15 protein-coding genes and 1 tRNA gene are annotated in these 17,711 nt (G+C 56.7%); 13 read left to right on the forward strand and 3 right to left on the reverse strand.

What is annotated here, in order from left to right; genetic code table 11:
• Window positions 1-3: 3 nt before the first annotated feature.
• From AEQ67_RS26355 to AEQ67_RS35585, 13 genes are all read left to right on the forward strand, one after another.
• The gene (locus AEQ67_RS26355) at window positions 4-645 is read left to right on the forward strand and encodes an urea amidolyase associated protein UAAP2 (RefSeq protein WP_059406697.1); all 642 of its coding nucleotides are present in this window, start codon (window positions 4-6) and stop codon (window positions 643-645) included.
• A gap of 305 nt (window positions 646-950) precedes the next feature.
• The gene (gene uca, locus AEQ67_RS26360; RefSeq protein ID WP_059406698.1) at window positions 951-4,583 is read left to right on the forward strand and encodes an urea carboxylase; all 3,633 of its coding nucleotides are present in this window, start codon (window positions 951-953) and stop codon (window positions 4,581-4,583) included.
• A gap of 24 nt (window positions 4,584-4,607) precedes the next feature.
• Window positions 4,608-6,374: an allophanate hydrolase gene (gene atzF / locus AEQ67_RS26365; protein ID WP_059406699.1), complete on the forward strand. Its 1,767-nt coding sequence runs from the start codon at window positions 4,608-4,610 to the stop codon at window positions 6,372-6,374.
• Window positions 6,375-6,567: 193 nt separating this feature from the next.
• Window positions 6,568-8,055 (forward strand): sensor domain-containing diguanylate cyclase, encoded by a 1,488-nt coding sequence (locus AEQ67_RS26370; protein WP_059406700.1) that lies wholly within the window; start codon window positions 6,568-6,570, stop codon window positions 8,053-8,055.
• Between the two features lie 6 nt (window positions 8,056-8,061).
• Window positions 8,062-8,280, forward strand: a complete 219-nt coding sequence (locus AEQ67_RS26375) for a cysteine-rich CWC family protein (protein ID WP_059406701.1) — start codon at window positions 8,062-8,064, stop codon at window positions 8,278-8,280.
• A gap of 33 nt (window positions 8,281-8,313) precedes the next feature.
• On the forward strand, window positions 8,314-9,006 hold the full coding sequence (locus AEQ67_RS26380; protein WP_059406702.1) for a pseudouridine synthase: 693 nt from the start codon (window positions 8,314-8,316) through the stop codon (window positions 9,004-9,006).
• A gap of 312 nt (window positions 9,007-9,318) precedes the next feature.
• Window positions 9,319-10,203, forward strand: coding sequence for an alpha/beta fold hydrolase (locus tag AEQ67_RS26385; RefSeq protein WP_059406703.1), 885 nt, complete (start codon window positions 9,319-9,321; stop codon window positions 10,201-10,203).
• A gap of 181 nt (window positions 10,204-10,384) precedes the next feature.
• A tRNA-Gly gene (locus tag AEQ67_RS26390) sits at window positions 10,385-10,458 on the forward strand.
• A 673-nt stretch (window positions 10,459-11,131) separates the two neighbouring features.
• Window positions 11,132-12,088, forward strand: coding sequence for a DUF4238 domain-containing protein (locus AEQ67_RS26395; protein WP_059406704.1), 957 nt, complete (start codon window positions 11,132-11,134; stop codon window positions 12,086-12,088).
• Between the two features lie 113 nt (window positions 12,089-12,201).
• The gene (locus AEQ67_RS26400; protein WP_059406705.1) at window positions 12,202-13,407 is read left to right on the forward strand and encodes a hypothetical protein; all 1,206 of its coding nucleotides are present in this window, start codon (window positions 12,202-12,204) and stop codon (window positions 13,405-13,407) included.
• A gap of 628 nt (window positions 13,408-14,035) precedes the next feature.
• The gene (locus AEQ67_RS26405; RefSeq protein ID WP_059406706.1) at window positions 14,036-14,296 is read left to right on the forward strand and encodes a hypothetical protein; all 261 of its coding nucleotides are present in this window, start codon (window positions 14,036-14,038) and stop codon (window positions 14,294-14,296) included.
• Between the two features lie 3 nt (window positions 14,297-14,299).
• On the forward strand, window positions 14,300-14,596 hold the full coding sequence (locus AEQ67_RS26410; RefSeq protein ID WP_059406707.1) for a hypothetical protein: 297 nt from the start codon (window positions 14,300-14,302) through the stop codon (window positions 14,594-14,596).
• A gap of 59 nt (window positions 14,597-14,655) precedes the next feature.
• Window positions 14,656-15,315: a hypothetical protein gene (locus tag AEQ67_RS35585; RefSeq protein WP_152974913.1), complete on the forward strand. Its 660-nt coding sequence runs from the start codon at window positions 14,656-14,658 to the stop codon at window positions 15,313-15,315.
• Between the two features lie 44 nt (window positions 15,316-15,359).
• Here AEQ67_RS35585 and AEQ67_RS26420 read toward each other — a convergent pair whose 3' ends face one another.
• Genes AEQ67_RS26420 through AEQ67_RS26430 form a run of 3 tightly spaced genes read right to left on the reverse strand, consistent with a single transcriptional unit; the run spans window position 15,360 to window position 17,701 of the window.
• A complete protein-coding gene (locus tag AEQ67_RS26420; RefSeq protein ID WP_059406709.1) occupies window positions 15,360-16,589 on the reverse strand; it encodes a hypothetical protein in 1,230 nt (409 codons plus the stop codon).
• A gap of 2 nt (window positions 16,590-16,591) precedes the next feature.
• Window positions 16,592-16,852, reverse strand: a complete 261-nt coding sequence (locus AEQ67_RS26425; RefSeq protein WP_059406710.1) for a hypothetical protein — start codon at window positions 16,850-16,852, stop codon at window positions 16,592-16,594.
• An 18-nt stretch (window positions 16,853-16,870) separates the two neighbouring features.
• Window positions 16,871-17,701: a hypothetical protein gene (locus tag AEQ67_RS26430; protein ID WP_059406711.1), complete on the reverse strand. Its 831-nt coding sequence runs from the start codon at window positions 17,699-17,701 to the stop codon at window positions 16,871-16,873.
• Between the last annotated feature and the right edge of the window lie 10 nt (window positions 17,702-17,711).

Consider the following 17,711-nt stretch of genomic DNA (forward strand, 5'->3'; position numbering starts at 1 on the left):
GCCATGTCACTCGCCATTGCTACTGCTCATAAGCAACCAGAAGCTGCGGTGTACCGCGCCACCATCCCCGCCGGCGAACCCTGGCTGATGGAGGTCAAGGCCGGCCAGACCCTGCGCATCCTCGACCTGGAGGGCAATCAGGCGGTCGATACCTTGTTCTACAGCGTCGCCAATCCGAAGGAACGCTACGACGTGCAACGCACCTTGCGCCGGCAGAACAGCGTCTACCTGAGCACCGGCAGCGTGCTCTATTCCAACCTTGGCAAACCGATGTTGACCATCGTCGCCGACACGTGCGGGCGCCATGACACTCTCGGCGGTGCCTGCGCCCAGGAGAGCAACACCGTGCGTTACGCGCTGGAGAAACGCTACATGCACAGCTGCCGCGACAACTACCTGCGCGCCTGCGTCCACGATGGGCGACTGGGCAAGGGCGACATCGGGCCGAACATCAACTTCTTCATGAAGGTGCCGGTCACGGCCGATGGTGGGTTGACGTTTGAAGACGGGATTTCGGCGCCGGGCAAGTACGTCGACTTGCGGGCCGAAATGGACGTGATCGTGCTGATCTCCAACTGTCCGCAACTGAACAACCCATGCAACGCCTACAACCCCACCCCTGCGGAGCTGCTGGTATGGAACTGACATTAGCGCGGTTGCGTAAATGGTTGTTTGCCCTGTGCCAGGCCCGCTCCGGCCAGTGCCTGAAAAAGTAAGAACACCACTAAACCCTGTGGGAGCGGGCTTGCCCGCGATGGCGGCGGGTCAGTCGACATCGATATTGGATGTGCTGGCCTCATCGCGGGCAAGCCCGCTCCCACAGGGGGCCGAGGTGGTCTGACGTGAACTGTTTCTGCCGTCGAGGACGACCTCGGCGCCTATCGAAAAACTGCGGGACGGCCCGCATCCCAGGTCGAGGCTGATGCGCTATCGCCTCCGGGGGTTATGCCATGTTCGAAAAAGTCCTGATTGCCAACCGTGGCGCCATTGCCTGCCGCATCCTGCGCACCTTGCGCGAATTGCAGGTCAACGGCGTCGCTGTGTACTCCGAAGCCGATGCCGCGAGCCTGCACATTCTGCAAGCCGATGAAGCCCACAGCCTCGGTGAAGGCGCGGCCGCCGGTACGTATCTGGCCGTCGATAAAATCCTCGCCATCGCCAAAGCCACCGGCGCCACGGCGATCCATCCCGGCTACGGTTTCCTCTCGGAAAACGCAGCGTTCGCCGAAGCCTGCGAAGCCGCCGACATCGCCTTCATCGGCCCGACGCCGCAGCAGCTGCGCGTGTTCGGTCTCAAGCACACCGCTCGCGCCTTGGCCAAGCAACACGGCGTGCCTATGCTCGAAGGCACCGAACTGCTCGACAGCCTCGACGCGGCTCTGATCGCAGGCGAACAGGTCGGCTACCCGGTGATGCTCAAAAGCACCGCTGGCGGTGGCGGCATCGGCATGCGCGTGTGCCGCAGCGCCGCCGAGTTGAGCGAATCATTCGAGGCGGTCAAACGCCTCGGCCAGAACAACTTCAGCGATGCCGGCGTGTTCATCGAGAAGTACATCCAGCGCGCCCGGCATCTGGAAGTTCAGGTGTTTGGCGATGGTCGCGGCGAGGTGATTGCACTGGGTGTACGCGATTGCTCGGTACAGCGACGCAACCAGAAAGTCCTCGAAGAAACCCCGGCGCCGAACCTGCCCGACGGCATGGCAGAAGAGCTCTGCGCCGCTGCAATCAAACTGGCGAAAGCAGTGAACTACCGCAGCGCCGGCACGGTCGAGTTCGTCTTCGACAGTGAGGATCAGCGCTTCTATTTTCTGGAAGTGAATACCCGCTTGCAGGTGGAACACGGCGTCACCGAACAGGTGTGGGGCGTGGACCTGGTGCGCTGGATGGTGGAACTGGCGGCCGGTGATTTGCCGCCATTGAGCGAGTTGAGCCAAGGTCTGAAAGCCGAGGGTCATGCGATTCAGGCGCGGCTTTACGCAGAAGATCCGGGTCGGGATTTTCAGCCGAGCCCCGGCCTGCTCACGGCTGTTAACTTCCCTGTCGCCGATGGCAAACAGCTGCGCATCGACACGTGGGTCGAGGCCGGGTGCGAGATCCCGCCGTACTTCGACCCGATGATCGCCAAGGTCATCAGCTGGGCGCCGACCCGCGAAGAGGCGCGCGCCGATCTGCATCAGGCGTTGGGCGATAGCCTGCTTTACGGAGTGGAAACCAACCGCGATTACTTGCGGCAGATTCTGCTGGATACGCCCTTCGCTACTGGCCAGCCGTGGACGCGTTGCCTGGAAGGTCTGGTCTATCAGGCCAACACCTTTGAAGTGCTCAGCGCGGGCACACAGACCAGCGTTCAGGACTATCCGGGACGCCTCGGCTATTGGGCGGTGGGTGTGCCGCCGTCCGGGCCGATGGACAGCCGCGCCTTGCGCTTGGGCAACCGCTTGCTGGGCAATGATGAAGGTGCTGCGGCGCTGGAAATCACCATGAGCGGGCCGTTGCTGCGCTTCAATTGCGAGGCGGTTGTGGCGGTGACCGGCGCGGTGATTCCATTGGCGCTGAACGGTGAAGCCGTGCCGATGAATACCGCACTGCGGGTTCCGGCCGGCGCTACGTTGAGCCTCGGCACGATTGCCGGTGCAGGCGCCCGTAGCTATCTGTGCCTGCGCGGTGGTTTGCAGGTGCCGGATTATCTGGGCAGCAAAAGCACCTTCACCCTTGGCCAGTTTGGCGGGCATGGTGGTCGGGCGTTACGGGCCGGCGACGTGTTGCATATCCCGGCCTTGAACGACCGCAGCACCGGTGCGCAACTGCCTGAAATCCAGGTCAGCGAGCTGCCCGCCGTGCGGCAGATCCGGGTGATCTACGGCCCGCATGGCGCACCGGAATACTTCACCGAAAATTACATCGGCACCTTCTTCGCCACCCAATGGGAAGTCCACTTCAACTCCAGCCGAACCGGCGTGCGACTGATCGGACCAAAGCCTGAATGGGTGCGCGCCGACGGTGGCGAAGCCGGTCTGCATCCGTCAAACATTCACGACAATCCATACGCCATCGGCGCGGTGGATTTCACCGGTGACATGCCGGTTATCCTCGGCCCCGACGGCCCGAGTCTCGGTGGATTCGTGTGCCCGGTGACGGTGATCGAAGCTGACCTGTGGCAGCTGGGGCAACTCAAGGCTGGAGACAAAGTGCAGTTCCAACCAGTCGACCTCAAAACCGCCCGCCACCTCGCGCTGCAATGGAATACCTGTAGGAGCTGGCTTGCCAGCGAAGGGGCCCCCACAGACACCGCATCAACTGCTTCGCTGGCAAGCCAGCTCCTACAAGGGGTTGTGTCGCCGGTGGTGTTGGATATTGGTCAGGGCGATACGCGGCTGGTTGCACGACTGTCTGGCGATACGCATCTGCTGCTAGAGATCGGCGCACCCGAACTGAACCTGGTCCTGCGCTTTCGCGCCCACGCCCTGATGCAAGCGCTGGAAAGCAAACACCTGCACGGTGTAATCGACCTGACACCCGGCATCCGCTCGCTGCAAGTCCACTACCAACCCGAACAACTGCCGCTGGCCGATCTGCTCGGTATTGTCGCCGGCGAATGGGATGCCGTATGCGCCGCCAAAGACCTGCAAGTGCCCTCGCGCATCGTCCATCTGCCGCTGTCCTGGGACGACCCGGCCTGCCAATTGGCCATCGAAAAATACATGACCACCGTGCGCAAGGATGCGCCGTGGTGCCCGAGCAATCTGGAGTTCATCCGCCGCATCAACGACCTGCCGAACCTCGATGAGGTGCAGCGCACGGTGTTCGACGCCAGCTACCTGGTGATGGGTCTGGGCGACGTTTATCTCGGCGCACCGGTCGCCACCCCGCTCGATCCACGCCATCGCCTGGTCACCACCAAGTACAACCCGGCCCGCACCTGGACTGCGGAAAACTCGGTGGGCATCGGTGGCGCCTACATGTGCGTGTACGGCATGGAAGGCCCCGGCGGTTATCAGTTTGTCGGTCGCACTTTGCAGATGTGGAATCGCTACCGCGAAGTGGCCGCGTTCGATGGCAAACCGTGGCTGCTGCGCTTCTTCGACCAGATCCGTTTCTACCCGGTGAGCGCCGATGAGTTGCTGCGCATTCGCCGGGATTTCCCCCTCGGGCGCTTCGATCTGAACATCGAACACAGCCAATTGAACCTGGCGGATTACCAGGCGTTCCTGGCGAAAGAAGCACAGGCCATTGCCGCATTTCGCGATCAGCAAAAAGGCGCGTTCAACGCCGAACGCGAGCGCTGGATCGCCAGCGGCCAGGCGCATTTCGACAGCGAAGAACTGGCCCCGGAAGTGACCGAAGACGCACCGCTGGCCAGCGGTCAGCAGAGCGTCGACAGCCACATCGCCGGCAACCTCTGGCAGGTCCAGGTCGAGACCGGCAGCCGGGTCGCCGCCGGTGATGTGCTGGTGATTCTGGAGTCGATGAAGATGGAAATCCCGCTACTCGCACCCATGGCCGGTGTGGTGCGCGAGATTCGCGTGCAACCGGGTTCGGCGGTGCGCGCCGGACAGCGCGTCGTGGTGCTGGAACTCGACTGAACCCATTTTGAAAAGGACTAAGCCATGAACATCAATCTGCAACTCGACGCCCTGCGCAACGCTTACCGCCACGGCGACATCACGCCTCGGCAACTGCTGCTGAGCCTGCGCGATAAAGCCGCGGCGCTGAACCCGGACTATCACCTGTTCATCCACTTGCTCAGTGTCGAGGAATTGGAACCGTACCTCGCCGCCCTCGACGGTCGCGACCTCGACAGCCTGCCGCTGTTTGGTGTGCCGTTCGCGATCAAGGACAACATCGACCTGGCGGGCATTCCGACGACGGCAGCGTGTCCTGATTTTGCCTATGTCCCGGAGCAGTCAGCGACCATCGTCGAGCAACTGTTGGCGCTGGGTGCGATCCCGCTGGGCAAGACCAACCTCGACCAGTTCGCCACCGGTCTCAACGGCAGTCGCTCACCGTACGGCGCGTGTCCGAACAGCGTGTTGCCGGAGTATCCATCGGGCGGTTCCAGCGCCGGTTCGTCGCTGGCAGTGGCGCTCGGCGTGGCGAGTTTTTCGTTGGGCACCGACACCGCCGGCTCCGGGCGCGTGCCGGCGGCATTGAACAATCTGGTCGGGTTGAAAGCCACCAAAGGCCTGATCTCCACAGCCGGTGTGGTGCCGGCCTGCCGCACGCTGGACTGCGTGACGCCCTTCCCCGCCACCGCTCGCGAAGCCAGTCAGTTGCTGGCGCTCACCGCGCACCTCGACCCACGGGACGAGTACAGCCGCAGCAACCCGCAGTGGAATGACGGCTCGGCGTTCGGCACACCTCGCCCCTTCCGCTTCGGTGTACCGCGTGCGCAAGACCTGGAATTTTTCGGCTGCCCTGAAGGCCCGCTGTTGTTCGGTGATGCAATCGATCAGCTCAAGGCCTTGGGCGGTGAAGCGGTGGAACTGGATCTGTCGCCATTCCTCGAAGCCGCGCGTTTGCTCTACGAAGGACCGTGGGTGGCCGAGCGTTACAGCGTGGCCGGCGAGTTGATGGAGCAAAACCCCGAAGCCGTGCTGCCGGTGATTCGTGCGGTGCTGGCCAAGGCACCAGCGGTGAACGGCGTGCAAACCTTCCGTGCCCAATATCGGCTGCAAGCCCTCAAAGCCCTGTGCGACAAGGCGCTGGAAAATCTTGATTGCGTCGTCACGCCCACCCTCGGCCGCCCCGTCACGCTGGCGGAACTGGACGCCGAACCGGTGCTGCGCAATTCGGAACTGGGTTACTACACCAACTTCATGAACCTGCTCGATTACGCCGCCGTCGCCGTGCCCAGCGGTTTCATGGGCAATGGTTTGCCGTGGGGCGTGACGCTGTTTGGCCGGGCGTTTACCGATCAATATTTGTTGGGTGTGGCGGATGCCTTGCAGCGTACTTCACCAACGCCGACGGCCGTCGCTCGCAACGACCGAGCTCGACTGGTGGTGTGTGGCGCGCACCTGGATGGGCTGGCGCTGAACTGGCAATTGAAGCGGCGCGGGGCTCGGCTGGTCGAGACGACTTACAGTTCGCCCGACTATCAGCTGTATGCCTTGGCCGGTGGGCCGCCGTTTCGTCCCGGCATGGTTCGCGTGAAGGACGGCGGCGTGGCGATTGCAGTGGAAGTGTGGGAGTTGCCGAGCAGTGAGCTGGGGTCGTTCCTGACCGGAATTGCGGCGCCACTGGGGTTGGGCAAGGTGCAATTGGCGGATGGGCGTTGGGAGAGCGGGTTTATCTGTGAAGGGTATGGGTTGGAGGGGGCGGTGGATATCAGCCATTTCGGCGGGTGGCGGGCGTATCTGCAAGATCGGCGTTGACCTGACGATTCGCGGGCAAGCCTCGCTCCTACAGGATTGGCGCATTACCTGTAGGAGCGAGGCTTGCCCGCGAAGGCGTCAGCGAATGCGCCATCACCCCTGATCCTCACCGATTCACCCTACAAATCGAGCAGTTATTTCCCGGTGATGCCATTAGAATGCCCGCCATCGGATTATTGCCAACGGAATCGTCATGCCGCTTCGCTCGCCGCTGTATTCGCAACGTTCGTTGGTCCTCACGCTGATTGCGCTGCTCGGTGCAGGTTTCCTTGCCACCTCCTTCCTCAGCTACTACGCCTCGCGAGCGTCGATCCGCGACAACATCGTCAACACCGAACTGCCGCTGACGTCCGACACGGTCTACTCGGAAATCCAGAAAGACCTCGTCAGACCGATCCTGATTTCCTCGATGATGTCCCGCGACACCTTCATGCGTGACTGGGTGGTAAACGGCGAGCAGGACCCCGACAAAATGACCCGCTACCTCAACGAGGTCATGACCCACTACGGCGCCTACACCGCGTTTTTCGTCTCCAATGCCACGCTGACCTACTACCACGCCAAGGGTGTGCTCAAGCAAGTCAAAGCCACTGAGCCCCGGGATGCCTGGTACTTTCGCGTACGTGACATGGCCGATCCCTACGAAATCAACGTCGACCCGGACCTCGCCAACAAGGACAACCTGACCTTCTTCATCAACTACAAGGTCTACGACTACAACAACCGTTTCATCGGCGCGGCGGGCGTCGGCCTGACGGTCGATGCGGTGATCAAGCTGATCGACAAGTACCAGCAGCGTTACCAGCGCAGCGTGTATTTCGTCGACAATTTCGGGCGCCTGGTACTCACCGGCGCCGAGGGCGGTCCGCAAGGCGCGCGGATCGGGCAGAAGCTCGGCGAACTCGACAGCATGAAGGGCCTGGTCAGCCAACAGCCAAAACCCCACAGCGGCAGCTACGAATATTCCGTGCAGGGCCAGGGACATTTCCTCAACGTGCGGTTCATTCCGGAGCTGAACTGGTATCTGTTCGTCGACAAGCGTGAAGAAGGTGCGCTCAGTCAAATCCGCCAGTCGCTGTACCTCAACCTGCTGATCTGCCTGCTCGTCACGCTGATCGTACTGGCCCTGCTCAACCGGGTGATCAAGCGCTATCAGGGCAAGATCCAGGCCCAGGCAACGCTCGACAGCCTGACTGAACTGCCCAACCGTCGTGGCTTCGACCTGCTGGCCGCGCAAGCGATGCACGAAGCCCAGCGCGAACCGAAACCGCTGACCGCGCTGCTGCTGGACCTGGACCACTTCAAGGCCTTGAACGACACCTACGGCCACTTGGCCGGCGATCAGGTGCTGATCGGCTTTGCGCGGGATCTGGAGAGTTGCCTGCGGCATTCAGACATCGTGTGCCGCTGGGGTGGTGAAGAATTTATCGTGCTGCTCAAGGACACCGACGGTGAGACCGGTCTGATGATCGCCGAGAAAATTCGTCAGCATGTCCAGGAACAGCGTTATGCCTACAACGACAAGGCATTGCAGCTGACCGTGAGCATCGGCGTGACAACCCTGCAAGGCGATGACACCTTGCACACCCTGCTCTCTCGGGCCGATCATGCGATGTACCGGGCCAAACAATCGGGTCGAAACAGAACCTGCGTGGAAATGCCTCACTCCAGTTATGAATAGTCCTACATGAGTAAACCTGACCTCTGCCCGGCGTGCGGCGCTTCCAACGACTGCAGCCTGGCCGACCCGCGAACCGCCGATCGCGCGTGCTGGTGCTACGGCGTCAGCATCGACCCGGCCGTGCTCGAAGCGCTACCGGCCGGACTGCGCAATATCGCCTGCTTGTGCCCCAGCTGCGCTCAGGTCGAGGCGCAGTTGCAAGCAGCCGCCCGGCCAATCACGTAAGATGCGCGGCCCTTTTCCCACCGACCTCTAGCCATGCGTGTTGACCGTTTCCTCAGCAATCTGCCGCGCTTCAACCGTAAGCAGGTACGTCTGTTGCTGGTGGAAAAACGCGTCCGGATCGACGGAAAAATCGTCAGCGACCCTCACGCCGAGGTGCTGGAGTTCAGCCGAGTCGAGGTCGATGAGGACGTGCTGCAAATCGGCAAACCCGCCCGCTACTTCATGCTGCACAAGCCTGCCGGTTGCGTCAGCGCCACCCGCGATCCGCAACACCCGACCGTACTCGACCTGATCCATGAACCGGAAAAGGACGAGTTGCACATCGCCGGTCGCCTCGATTTCAACACCACCGGCCTGATGCTGATCACCAACGACGGCAGCTGGTCGCGACGCCTGACCCAACCGCAGACCAAACTGCCCAAGGTCTACTACGTCGAGACCGAGCAGGACATCGGCCCCGAATATGCAATCAAGTTCACCGAAGGGCTGTATTTCGCGTTCGAAGACCTCACCACCCAACCCGCCGGGCTAGAGCTGATGGGGCCGAAATCGGCGCGGCTGAGTATTGTCGAGGGTCGATATCACCAGGTGAAGCGCATGTTCGGCCACTTCGACAACAAGGTGCTGCGCCTGCACCGCGAATCCATGGGCCCGCTGGTGCTGGATAATGCGCTAAAACCGGGCGAGTACCGCGCCTTGCGCACCGAAGAGATCCATTTGATCTAAGCAGGCGACCGCTCAGCAGGAATTGTCGAACAATTTACGAATGACACTTGCGCGATGACGTGACCCCTGCTTGAATCAGGACGTCGGCCGAAATGTGACCGATGAGTCACAACATACTTCTAAGAAACTTTTTGCCGGTAGAGAACCCTCAGGTTCCGCCTTCCCCCGGCAGACTGCCCGCCAATAACAATACCCGTCGACCGGCCTGCATTGGATCGACATGGGCCTCCAAATTCCAGGCGTATGCCTACCTGTCACAAAGCTCGTGCAATCTCATTTGCGCGCATACCCGCTTGCTTGGAGTCTTATGACATGAGGCCAGAAATCGCTGTGCTGGATATACAGGGTCAGTATCGGGTTTACACGGAGTTCTATCGCGCAGACGCCGCAGAGAAGACCATTATTCTGGTCAACGGCTCGATGGCCACGACTGCATCGTTTGCGCAAACCGTCAAAAACCTGCACCCGCAATTCAACGTGGTCTGCTACGACCAGCCCTACGCGGGCAGGTCCAAAGCCCACAACCTGCATGAAAAATTGCTGACCAAGGAAGTCGAAGGGCAGATCCTCCTGGAGCTGATCGACCACTTCGCCGCCGAACACGTGCTGTCGTTTTCCTGGGGTGGCGCTGCGACCCTGGTCGCCCTGGCCCAACGGCCTCGGCGCATCGAAAAAGCCGTGATCAGCTCGTTCTCGCCGGAGATCAACTCGCACATGCTCGATTACCTCGAGCGCGGTGTCGATTACCTCGGCAGCCGGGACGGCGACCGCGTCGGCAACCTGGTGAACAGCACCATCGGCAAACACCTGCCGACCCTGTTCAAGCGCTTCAACTATCGGCACGTCAGCAGCCTGGCCGATCACGAATACGGGCAGATGCACTTCCACATCAGCGACCTGCTGCACAGCGATCGCCAGTGCTTCCTGAAAGCCGCGGAAAAAATCAACGTACCGGTGCTGTTCATGAACGGCGAATGGGACGAATACACCGCCGCCGAAGGCGCTCAACTGTTCGCCAACCATGTGCAACACGCCACGTTCACCACCCTTGAGGCTACCGGCCACTTTCTCGACATGGAACACAAAGCTGCTTGCCGAGACAGCCGCAACGCACTGCTGGGCTTCCTGAAACCGGCGCAACAGGCAAGCCGACCGCGTTACCACTACGTCCAGGACCAACATGCACTGGCCATCTGAAACAGAGTCATCGCGAGCAAGCCTGCTTCTATAGGCGCCATCCGCTTCTGCAGGAGCAAGGCTTGCCCGCGAATGACCGTCACGCGGTCTCTGTTTGTGTTTCACCCAACGCTAAAGCTGTCCCGTGCAAAGAAAAACTTCATTTCCACGCGCACATCTGGTACAAAGTCAGCCGCTCTGAGCGGGTGTCGTATAATGGCATTACTCCAGCTTCCCAAGCTGATAACGAGGGTTCGATTCCCTTCACCCGCTCCACTATTTTCAAGGCCTGTAGCGCTGCTCATCCTTTATCGCATCCCAGTGGGGGCCGTATTGGGGGACGTTTGATGAGAGCCGATGCAACGTGCTGCAAAACCTCACCCTAACCCCCTTCTAGGTGCCAATCCTAAAATCTGTGGGGGTCCGAAAAAAAAGTAATATTAGTAACATCCCCTCCGAAAATCAGCTATAGCCCGCGTAGATCAAGGCCTCCAGCCGCTTTATGCAAAGGCGATATTTGAGCGATAGGAAGGCGATATTATTACCTTTCTTAAAAGCTATATTTGTATTCCTTAAAACCCAATGAATCCGGGGGGTTGCTGGAAATATTACTTTTCATATCGCTTCGTATTACCTTCCCTTGTAATACCGAAAACCCAGTAAAACCGGGCCTTACAGCCCCGTTTTTGCCATCGTATCGCTGATATCGCTGTTTTTGAAAATGCCCCCCTCCTTAAGAATAAATCTCAGTTAAATGATGTTTGTCATGGGGTGGATGTGAAGCTTTTCGAAGGATGTGCCTAGAAGCAGCTCGAAGGATCCCTGGCGTGAGCGTGCACACAATAAAGACACTCAACGTAAGCGGTCAGCACGTTGCAAAATACAACCCTGACTAAAATCAGCCGGAAACGACTTCTAGGGGTTAGGGGCAGAGATCAATGGGGGGAAAATGAGCACTGACGCGAGAAATCACCATTACGTGCCACAAACTTATCTCAGGGCTTTTACGGAAGGGGAATCGAAAAAATCGAAATTCACTGTTTTCGACATTTCCACTGGCAAGCGATTCGAAACCGTCCCGCGAAATGTCTGCGCAGTGAGAGATTTCAACCGGATCGCTGTCCCTGGGATGGATGCTAATGCTATCGAGTCCGGAATGGGGAAATTCGAATCCCTAATAGCCCCAGCTGTCACCGAAATTGACTCGACTAACCAGTTTCAAGGTGATGCGAGAAACACAATTCTGAACCTGATCGCATTGCTGGCAGTTCGCCACCCAGAACGCAGAGAAAGCATGCGTAAATTCCATGCTCAAATTGCCAAAATCTCGATGAGCATGGTTTTGGCCCATCCCGAAGTCTACGAGACTATTACGGCCAAAATTAAGGCTGAAGAAAAAATCACAGACAACCAAGCATCCTATGAGGACGTCAAAAAATTCTTTGACAGTGGCGAATACGACATACAGGTATCCAACGAAAGTCACCTGCATTCAGAAGAGGTTATGCATGAAACTGTATTACCTCTGCTCGCGAAGCGGAACTGGATGCTCTACAGAGTAGATCCAGCAAATGGTCACTTCATCACCAGCGACCACCCTGTGTCGCTCACTTGGAGAAACCCCTCCGAGGTGCCTGCCATGTATAGGTACAGCCCAGGTTTTGCCATGCGTGACACAGAAGTGTTGTTTCCGCTGACTAAAAGCTTAATTTTAGTCGGAACGTTCGACGGAGATAGCGAGTACCAAATTGCAAGCCCGTTTCTTGTCGCGGGGTGCAATTCCCGTGTTGCTCATTACTGCAGTAGGCAAATCTATTCACCAAAACGAACATTTATTGCTTTAAATTCTCAAATGCAGATCATTAATGGTGCCGACTTTCTCAAATCGACACCGGCAAAACGTTAGCACCAGGGCTCGCCCCCTGATGCCGTCCGTGAGCCCTATGGCGTGTTAAGACCTGCATCAATAGACCGATCTATTTCTCACTCATCGGAAAATGGGCTAAGGCGAAGAATTCAATGACCACACTAGAAAACCAAATAGCAAATACGCAACGTTTGGTAATTACCCAAGAAGGAGACTTTCCGGTTTTCATTGGCGAGGGCGTAGAAAACCTATGTTGCCCATGTGGAAACTTACTAATAGAAGGATATGAAGCAAGATTATATATAGAGTTAAATTTGCAGTGCCACTCCTGCAAAACTATCACTCAAACACAGGAGTGGCCGAAAGGTGAAACCCTTCCTTACTCGCTTATAATAATACAAGGCCCCTATTACCCTGCTACAGAGCCGACAAAAATACTAGCCAATAAGACCTCAATAATATCTGAATATGTAGCCGAAAGAATCCAATCCAAAACAACCATAAGGCCTTATGGCAACGCTGATCTCCAGCTAACTATCCCGGGACTTGATAACTTTGCAAGCAAAATCAACGATCTCTGCCAAGGTGGATTCGAAAAGCATATTGCATCTGCCGAAAGAGCATTAAAAAGTAAAAACGATAAATTTTTAGAATCCCCCCTGGCATGGGCAATTACGCATCTAAAGCAAGAAATAAGCGAGGGCGGCATCGATTTAGGAAAAGCCGAGAACAATGCGGCAATTTCTTACATCAAGCTACTTCCAGTGCAGATCACTAGATGGGAGCATCACGCACTATTCGACCAAATGTGTAGAGGTTGGATCTTAGAGTTTCATCATACAGTCACACAATTGATTGCAGCAGGTTATCTGGCTGATCTAGGCAACAACATAGGATTCACAAACCCCAGCATATCTAGAGAACAATCACCAGATCTTTATATCAACATGAGCCCCTCTGACAAGGTTTCAATTGAAGTTAAGGCACCTAGCGAACTTCAATGGCCCAGTGAACCTCCGGGGATGGGAAGGCTCCAAAATATAATTGAGAAGCAAGTAAAAAAAGCGAAAAGCCAAATCACTGGCAATCTCGGAGGTATTGTTGTGATTGGAATCTCAACGACAGCCCCAGGGGGATATGATGCGATTACCACTGCAATAGATTCGCTAATAAAACGCGGGAAAATATCGTCTCGTATTGCTGCAGTTATGGGTGTAGTTATTAATTTAAGAGCGGAATACGTATTTCATCACGATGGGATGAGAACTACGCACCCCACCTCAATCTCTTTGCAGCGAAACCCAAAGTTCTCAGGGCCGGAGTTATTCGAAGGCTTTGGCTCTGTGGACGGTCGGTAATCGATTCGACAATCATATAAACCACTCTCAACAAAACGACGTTTTTTCAGCTAATCCGAATTGGCTGCATAACGGCAAATATGATGGTCGATCCCCTACAGTCCTTTGAAATCTATCAAACACGCCATAGCCCCCGCCGGCCGTGGCTTGCAGAGAATTCCGCCTCTTTTCGTACACCATCAATCTCCGCTCAAAAAAGATCGCGCATGTATTCGAAAACCCTCCGAAATCCATGTTTTAAAAGTTTTCACCCAATGAAACCGGGGCCTCCATCGCGACCCCGTCCGTGACACCCCCTGAGCGCCGCTGTGCAACCTCGCTGCATTTTCCTTCAAAACTTTTCACACTGAGCAATGGTCGATCCCCTGCAGCGCCCCGTGGCCTGCCTAGGCTGCAGGGTCGTTTGCACTACATCCGGATTTGCACACAAAAAGGACGCAAGGCCCGTCGGCGGGAGGGGGATAAGTGCTTTTTTCAGCGGTTTTTTCTTAGCTTGGGGATTTTGCGCCGGTGGTAGCTCTTCAATACCCTAGCCGGCCTTTTCATCGGACTGACGTAGCCAACCTATCCACTCCCGTTATACTGTTCATACATACAGTTATTTTCAGTGAGTTAGATGGCGGTGGTTATGATCGAGAGAAAGTTGGATGCACCGCCCGAGAAGGCGATTGCTCTCGCACAGTGGCAGCGGCTGCTTCAGGACGATGTCGCTTTGCTTGCGACACCAGGATCCCACCACAAGACGCTATTAAGACAAGCCCACGCGCTGCACGAGGAACGGGTTATTGATCGCGATGATCTCAGCGATCTGCTTGAGCAGGCAGATGGGGCATTAGCGTACGCAGTGGAAGCGTTGCTTGATCGCCAAAGTGGCGAGTGGCAGGGGTAGATCATGCATATGCTCGTTACCCCCATGCGGCGCCAAGGTGTGGCCCTCACTCCGCAGGAGCGGCGACGCTATCAAGCGATCATAGGGAATGTCATGGTGAACTCGGAAACCAGTTTAGATCTCGGTCGCAGCGCTAACGTCGCCCGCATAGACGTTGGCATGCCTCTTGATCCAGATCCTTTACCACGGTTACTGGACGCGACTTTGGCGGGGATGGCCCATACAGGTTTTGTGTTGAGCGGTATCGAGTACATTGATGGTTGTGCCTACGCGCAGTCCTGGTGGTGCCGCTTAGAGTAGTTTTTTGGAGCATCCTCGTGCGAGGATGGCGATTAGCACATAACCTAACAGGTGGGGACATGAGGAAGCTTTATAAATATGGAAGTGCTAAATACACCTCGTCCTTGTTAGAGAGGGGAAACTTGCGAATTGGCACTCTCCATGACTTTAGAAACCTTGAACATAAGCCCGGCATTACCGATCCAAACGAAGGACTTAAATCAGTAAGTCACAGAATAGGGCACTGGATCGGTGGAAATGCATCGGGAATTCACGGCAAGGCTCTAAATAACTTTCGGGCAATTAAATTCTCACCTGAATGTGAAAATGTGATGATTTCGAATGTTCATCTAACGCAAGGATTTAACGACCCTAACTGTTATATACACTGCACGTCATATGCTCTTTCCCAAGAGGTGATGGACCAGTTTGAAGGTGCAGATATGTGCATCGAAATATTCAACTCGCATTTTTTCTATAAGCGCCTTACGGCCGCACTAAACGCGATCACGCCCCTAAAAAAGAAGATGCCAATCATTGAAGCAGTTACTTACAAAACAAGAAGTGAGACATGGAACGGAAATGACTGGGGGGTGTCTGCGACACGCATCAAGGAGCCTGAGTTTCAACTACAACGAGAGGTTCGTGCTATTTGGTATCCTAAGTATAATCGCCCAATTAAGCCCGAGATTATCAACGAACCTTTGTTAACTCAGTTCTGCAGGGAAGTTAAAATTTAAAAAAAAGCCCGCTTGTTAGCGGGCTTGACTAAGTTACGGGAAAATCATGCAGCAATGAGGTCTGGAAGCGCATTCCCTATCGACTTAATGAGGTTCACACCCTCTATCATCGCGGTTGCCCGCACCCCGACACCCTTTCCGTCCAATACGCTTACGTCCCCGGTTACCACACCACTGGCCGAGTCGTTCCAGGAACAGCCTGCTTGAGTGGAAACAGGCCCTGGCGTGTTACCCAAGCGCATGTTGCCCTCCATGATTACTGGGCCATACTCAGTGTCTCCATGAATATCGCAGCGGGATTTTTCGATGGCCACCATGCCGCCGGACACGCTCCCACTGTATTCCCCCCCCTTAAGCACCAGGTGAGTGGACTCATGGCAAGACGCTCCCTGTGCCGACTGCCCGGGCTTGTCGCCAGAGTATTTCCCTTTGCATGCCCTCAGCTCCATATACCCTACCCCGGTCAGGGCGTGCAGGTTGAAGGCGTCGTTTGAAATGCGATTCACCTCGACTCGGGTACAGATGGTTTCCTCATTCTGCCCCGCCGCACCGACCCCGCCGTTAACGGCATACTCGGCGAGTGAGTCTTGGACATATAACTTGCCGGTGCCCTCGGGCTGCCCGAAGCGACCGTTATGCAGGCAGTTGACCAGGGCATGTCGCGCAACCACATCCTTGATGGTCAAAGCGCCAAACCCGACTGTGCTCAGACAGGTGTTGCGCCGTGCTGCTTCCAACGTATGCAGAGACGGCGCTGAGTCGTCCCAAAGGCGCACATACAGTTTGCCGCCCTGGTAACCAAACTCCCCGAGGCCAGGTGTGGTCGGGGTCAAGGTATTGAGCAGCAACTTGGGGTGAAAGCTTTTGCCAGCAATCGACTCGGTAAGCGATGTGACTACTACTTGAGTGAGAGATGTGTAGTTCAAAACCTTTGAATAAACCGGACCAGAGCTGGCCCAACTTCCCGCCAGGATCTCCGACGCATAGATGTACCAAGGCTCGGCGTCTAACCCTTCGACCTGCAACAGCATGGTGGATTCGTAAACGATCTCCTGGCGCAAAGGATGGGACTCGGGGGCACGAACCCGGATTATCCAAAAACCCAGACCGGCACACAGTGCATGCGCAATTCCCAGCGAGTTGACGGGGGAGTCATATGTGCCCTTGCCGCCGGCCGTTCCACGAACCGTATCAACGTACAGAGGGTTAGGCGGCAAGATCCGCATAATCGCAGGGCTTTGAGCCCCACGCCGCCAAGTCGGTGTAATGATCATCCCTACCCCTGAACCGATGTGCCTAAGCTATCGAACCCACCTTGCACATGACGAAGCGCGGCCTCGGTGATTAATTGAATACCGATGGTTTGAAGTTCGGCTGGCGTGTGGCTGGCAATTACCTGCTCATCAAACAAGCAGCGGTGCTCTAACGTGCTGTCATCCTCAAACGTGATTTGGCCCAGCATTTGAAGTTGCTGCCCTTCAAATTCAGGTTGGCCAAACGTGATGGTCTTGATGGGTACGCCGATCGAAGTGCTCATATAGATTCCTTGGGGTAGTTATTTTTTCTGAATGCGGACTTTCAAAATGCCCAGGGCGTTGGCCAAGGTGTCGTTGGCCGATGCGCCTTGACGCGCAATACGCAAAGTCACTGTTCGGGTGGGATCGAGTGGAAGGTCTGCCGCGATTTTTGATTCGTTCACCGCCCAGGGCACCGGGTTGGCGGTGATGATGCTGGAGCTACCCGCCGGGGTAACGTTCATGGATTCACCTGGTGCCCATTGGTGAACCTCGGCCCCCATCACGGCATTGCCGTCGTTGGCAGCCATGTTTACCCAATACACATAGACGTCCATCTTTCTCCAATGTGAGGGCACAGCGATCGGCATCGCCAAGTAGGCCGCACTCCCGGCGGGCATCTGCCAGGCGCCTAAGCGATTGGAAACCACGCCATACGTCGCCACACCCTGCAGGAGGTCGAAGCCTTTAGCCTGAATGTCCCACGAGTTAACAGCGTTCTGCGGGTCGGAGATGATCGCGTTCAGTTGCGCCAGTAACAGCGACAGGTTGTCCCGAACATAGGCTTCAATGATCGCGGCTTGCGCAGCCGAAGCCACGGCGGCGGCAACGTCCTCGGTCACGTCGTTGAATTGAATCGGCATCCGAAAATCCAAGGTGCCTTTGACGATACGCAAGTCATAGATGCCGTTCGGCGCCGAAAACTGAACCGGTCCCTCGGCGTTGCCGGTAAAGGGATTGGTCAGCGCCACACCGTTCGCCTTCACCAGGCCAGACACCAGATTTTCCGTACCGCGTCGGTACAGGTAGCAAGTCGCCAGGGGTAAAAAGTTGCCCGCGGTGTCTTGTGGAAAGTAGGTTTTCAGCTCCACGTTTAGTCCT

This window comes from Pseudomonas sp. RIT-PI-q, from assembly GCF_001297125.1.
In the GTDB taxonomy this organism is placed as follows: domain Bacteria; phylum Pseudomonadota; class Gammaproteobacteria; order Pseudomonadales; family Pseudomonadaceae; genus Aquipseudomonas.

What these genes read in the sequence shown, in the direction of transcription:
- AEQ67_RS26420 (WP_059406709.1), bottom strand. Translation starts at nt 16,589, where the DNA reads ATGATCATTACACCGACTTGGCGGCGTGGGGCTCAAAGCCCTGCGATT.
- AEQ67_RS26400 (WP_059406705.1), top strand. Translation starts at nt 12,202, where the DNA reads ATGACCACACTAGAAAACCAAATAGCAAATACGCAACGTTTGGTAATT.
- AEQ67_RS26410 (WP_059406707.1), top strand. Translation starts at nt 14,300, where the DNA reads ATGCATATGCTCGTTACCCCCATGCGGCGCCAAGGTGTGGCCCTCACT.
- AEQ67_RS35585 (WP_152974913.1), top strand. Translation starts at nt 14,656, where the DNA reads ATGAGGAAGCTTTATAAATATGGAAGTGCTAAATACACCTCGTCCTTG.
- atzF (WP_059406699.1), top strand. Translation starts at nt 4,608, where the DNA reads ATGAACATCAATCTGCAACTCGACGCCCTGCGCAACGCTTACCGCCAC.
- AEQ67_RS26395 (WP_059406704.1), top strand. Translation starts at nt 11,132, where the DNA reads ATGAGCACTGACGCGAGAAATCACCATTACGTGCCACAAACTTATCTC.
- AEQ67_RS26385 (WP_059406703.1), top strand. Translation starts at nt 9,319, where the DNA reads ATGAGGCCAGAAATCGCTGTGCTGGATATACAGGGTCAGTATCGGGTT.
- AEQ67_RS26380 (WP_059406702.1), top strand. Translation starts at nt 8,314, where the DNA reads ATGCGTGTTGACCGTTTCCTCAGCAATCTGCCGCGCTTCAACCGTAAG.
- uca (WP_059406698.1), top strand. Translation starts at nt 951, where the DNA reads ATGTTCGAAAAAGTCCTGATTGCCAACCGTGGCGCCATTGCCTGCCGC.
- AEQ67_RS26425 (WP_059406710.1), bottom strand. Translation starts at nt 16,852, where the DNA reads ATGAGCACTTCGATCGGCGTACCCATCAAGACCATCACGTTTGGCCAA.
- AEQ67_RS26370 (WP_059406700.1), top strand. Translation starts at nt 6,568, where the DNA reads ATGCCGCTTCGCTCGCCGCTGTATTCGCAACGTTCGTTGGTCCTCACG.
- AEQ67_RS26355 (WP_059406697.1), top strand. Translation starts at nt 4, where the DNA reads ATGTCACTCGCCATTGCTACTGCTCATAAGCAACCAGAAGCTGCGGTG.
- AEQ67_RS26405 (WP_059406706.1), top strand. Translation starts at nt 14,036, where the DNA reads ATGATCGAGAGAAAGTTGGATGCACCGCCCGAGAAGGCGATTGCTCTC.
- AEQ67_RS26375 (WP_059406701.1), top strand. Translation starts at nt 8,062, where the DNA reads ATGAGTAAACCTGACCTCTGCCCGGCGTGCGGCGCTTCCAACGACTGC.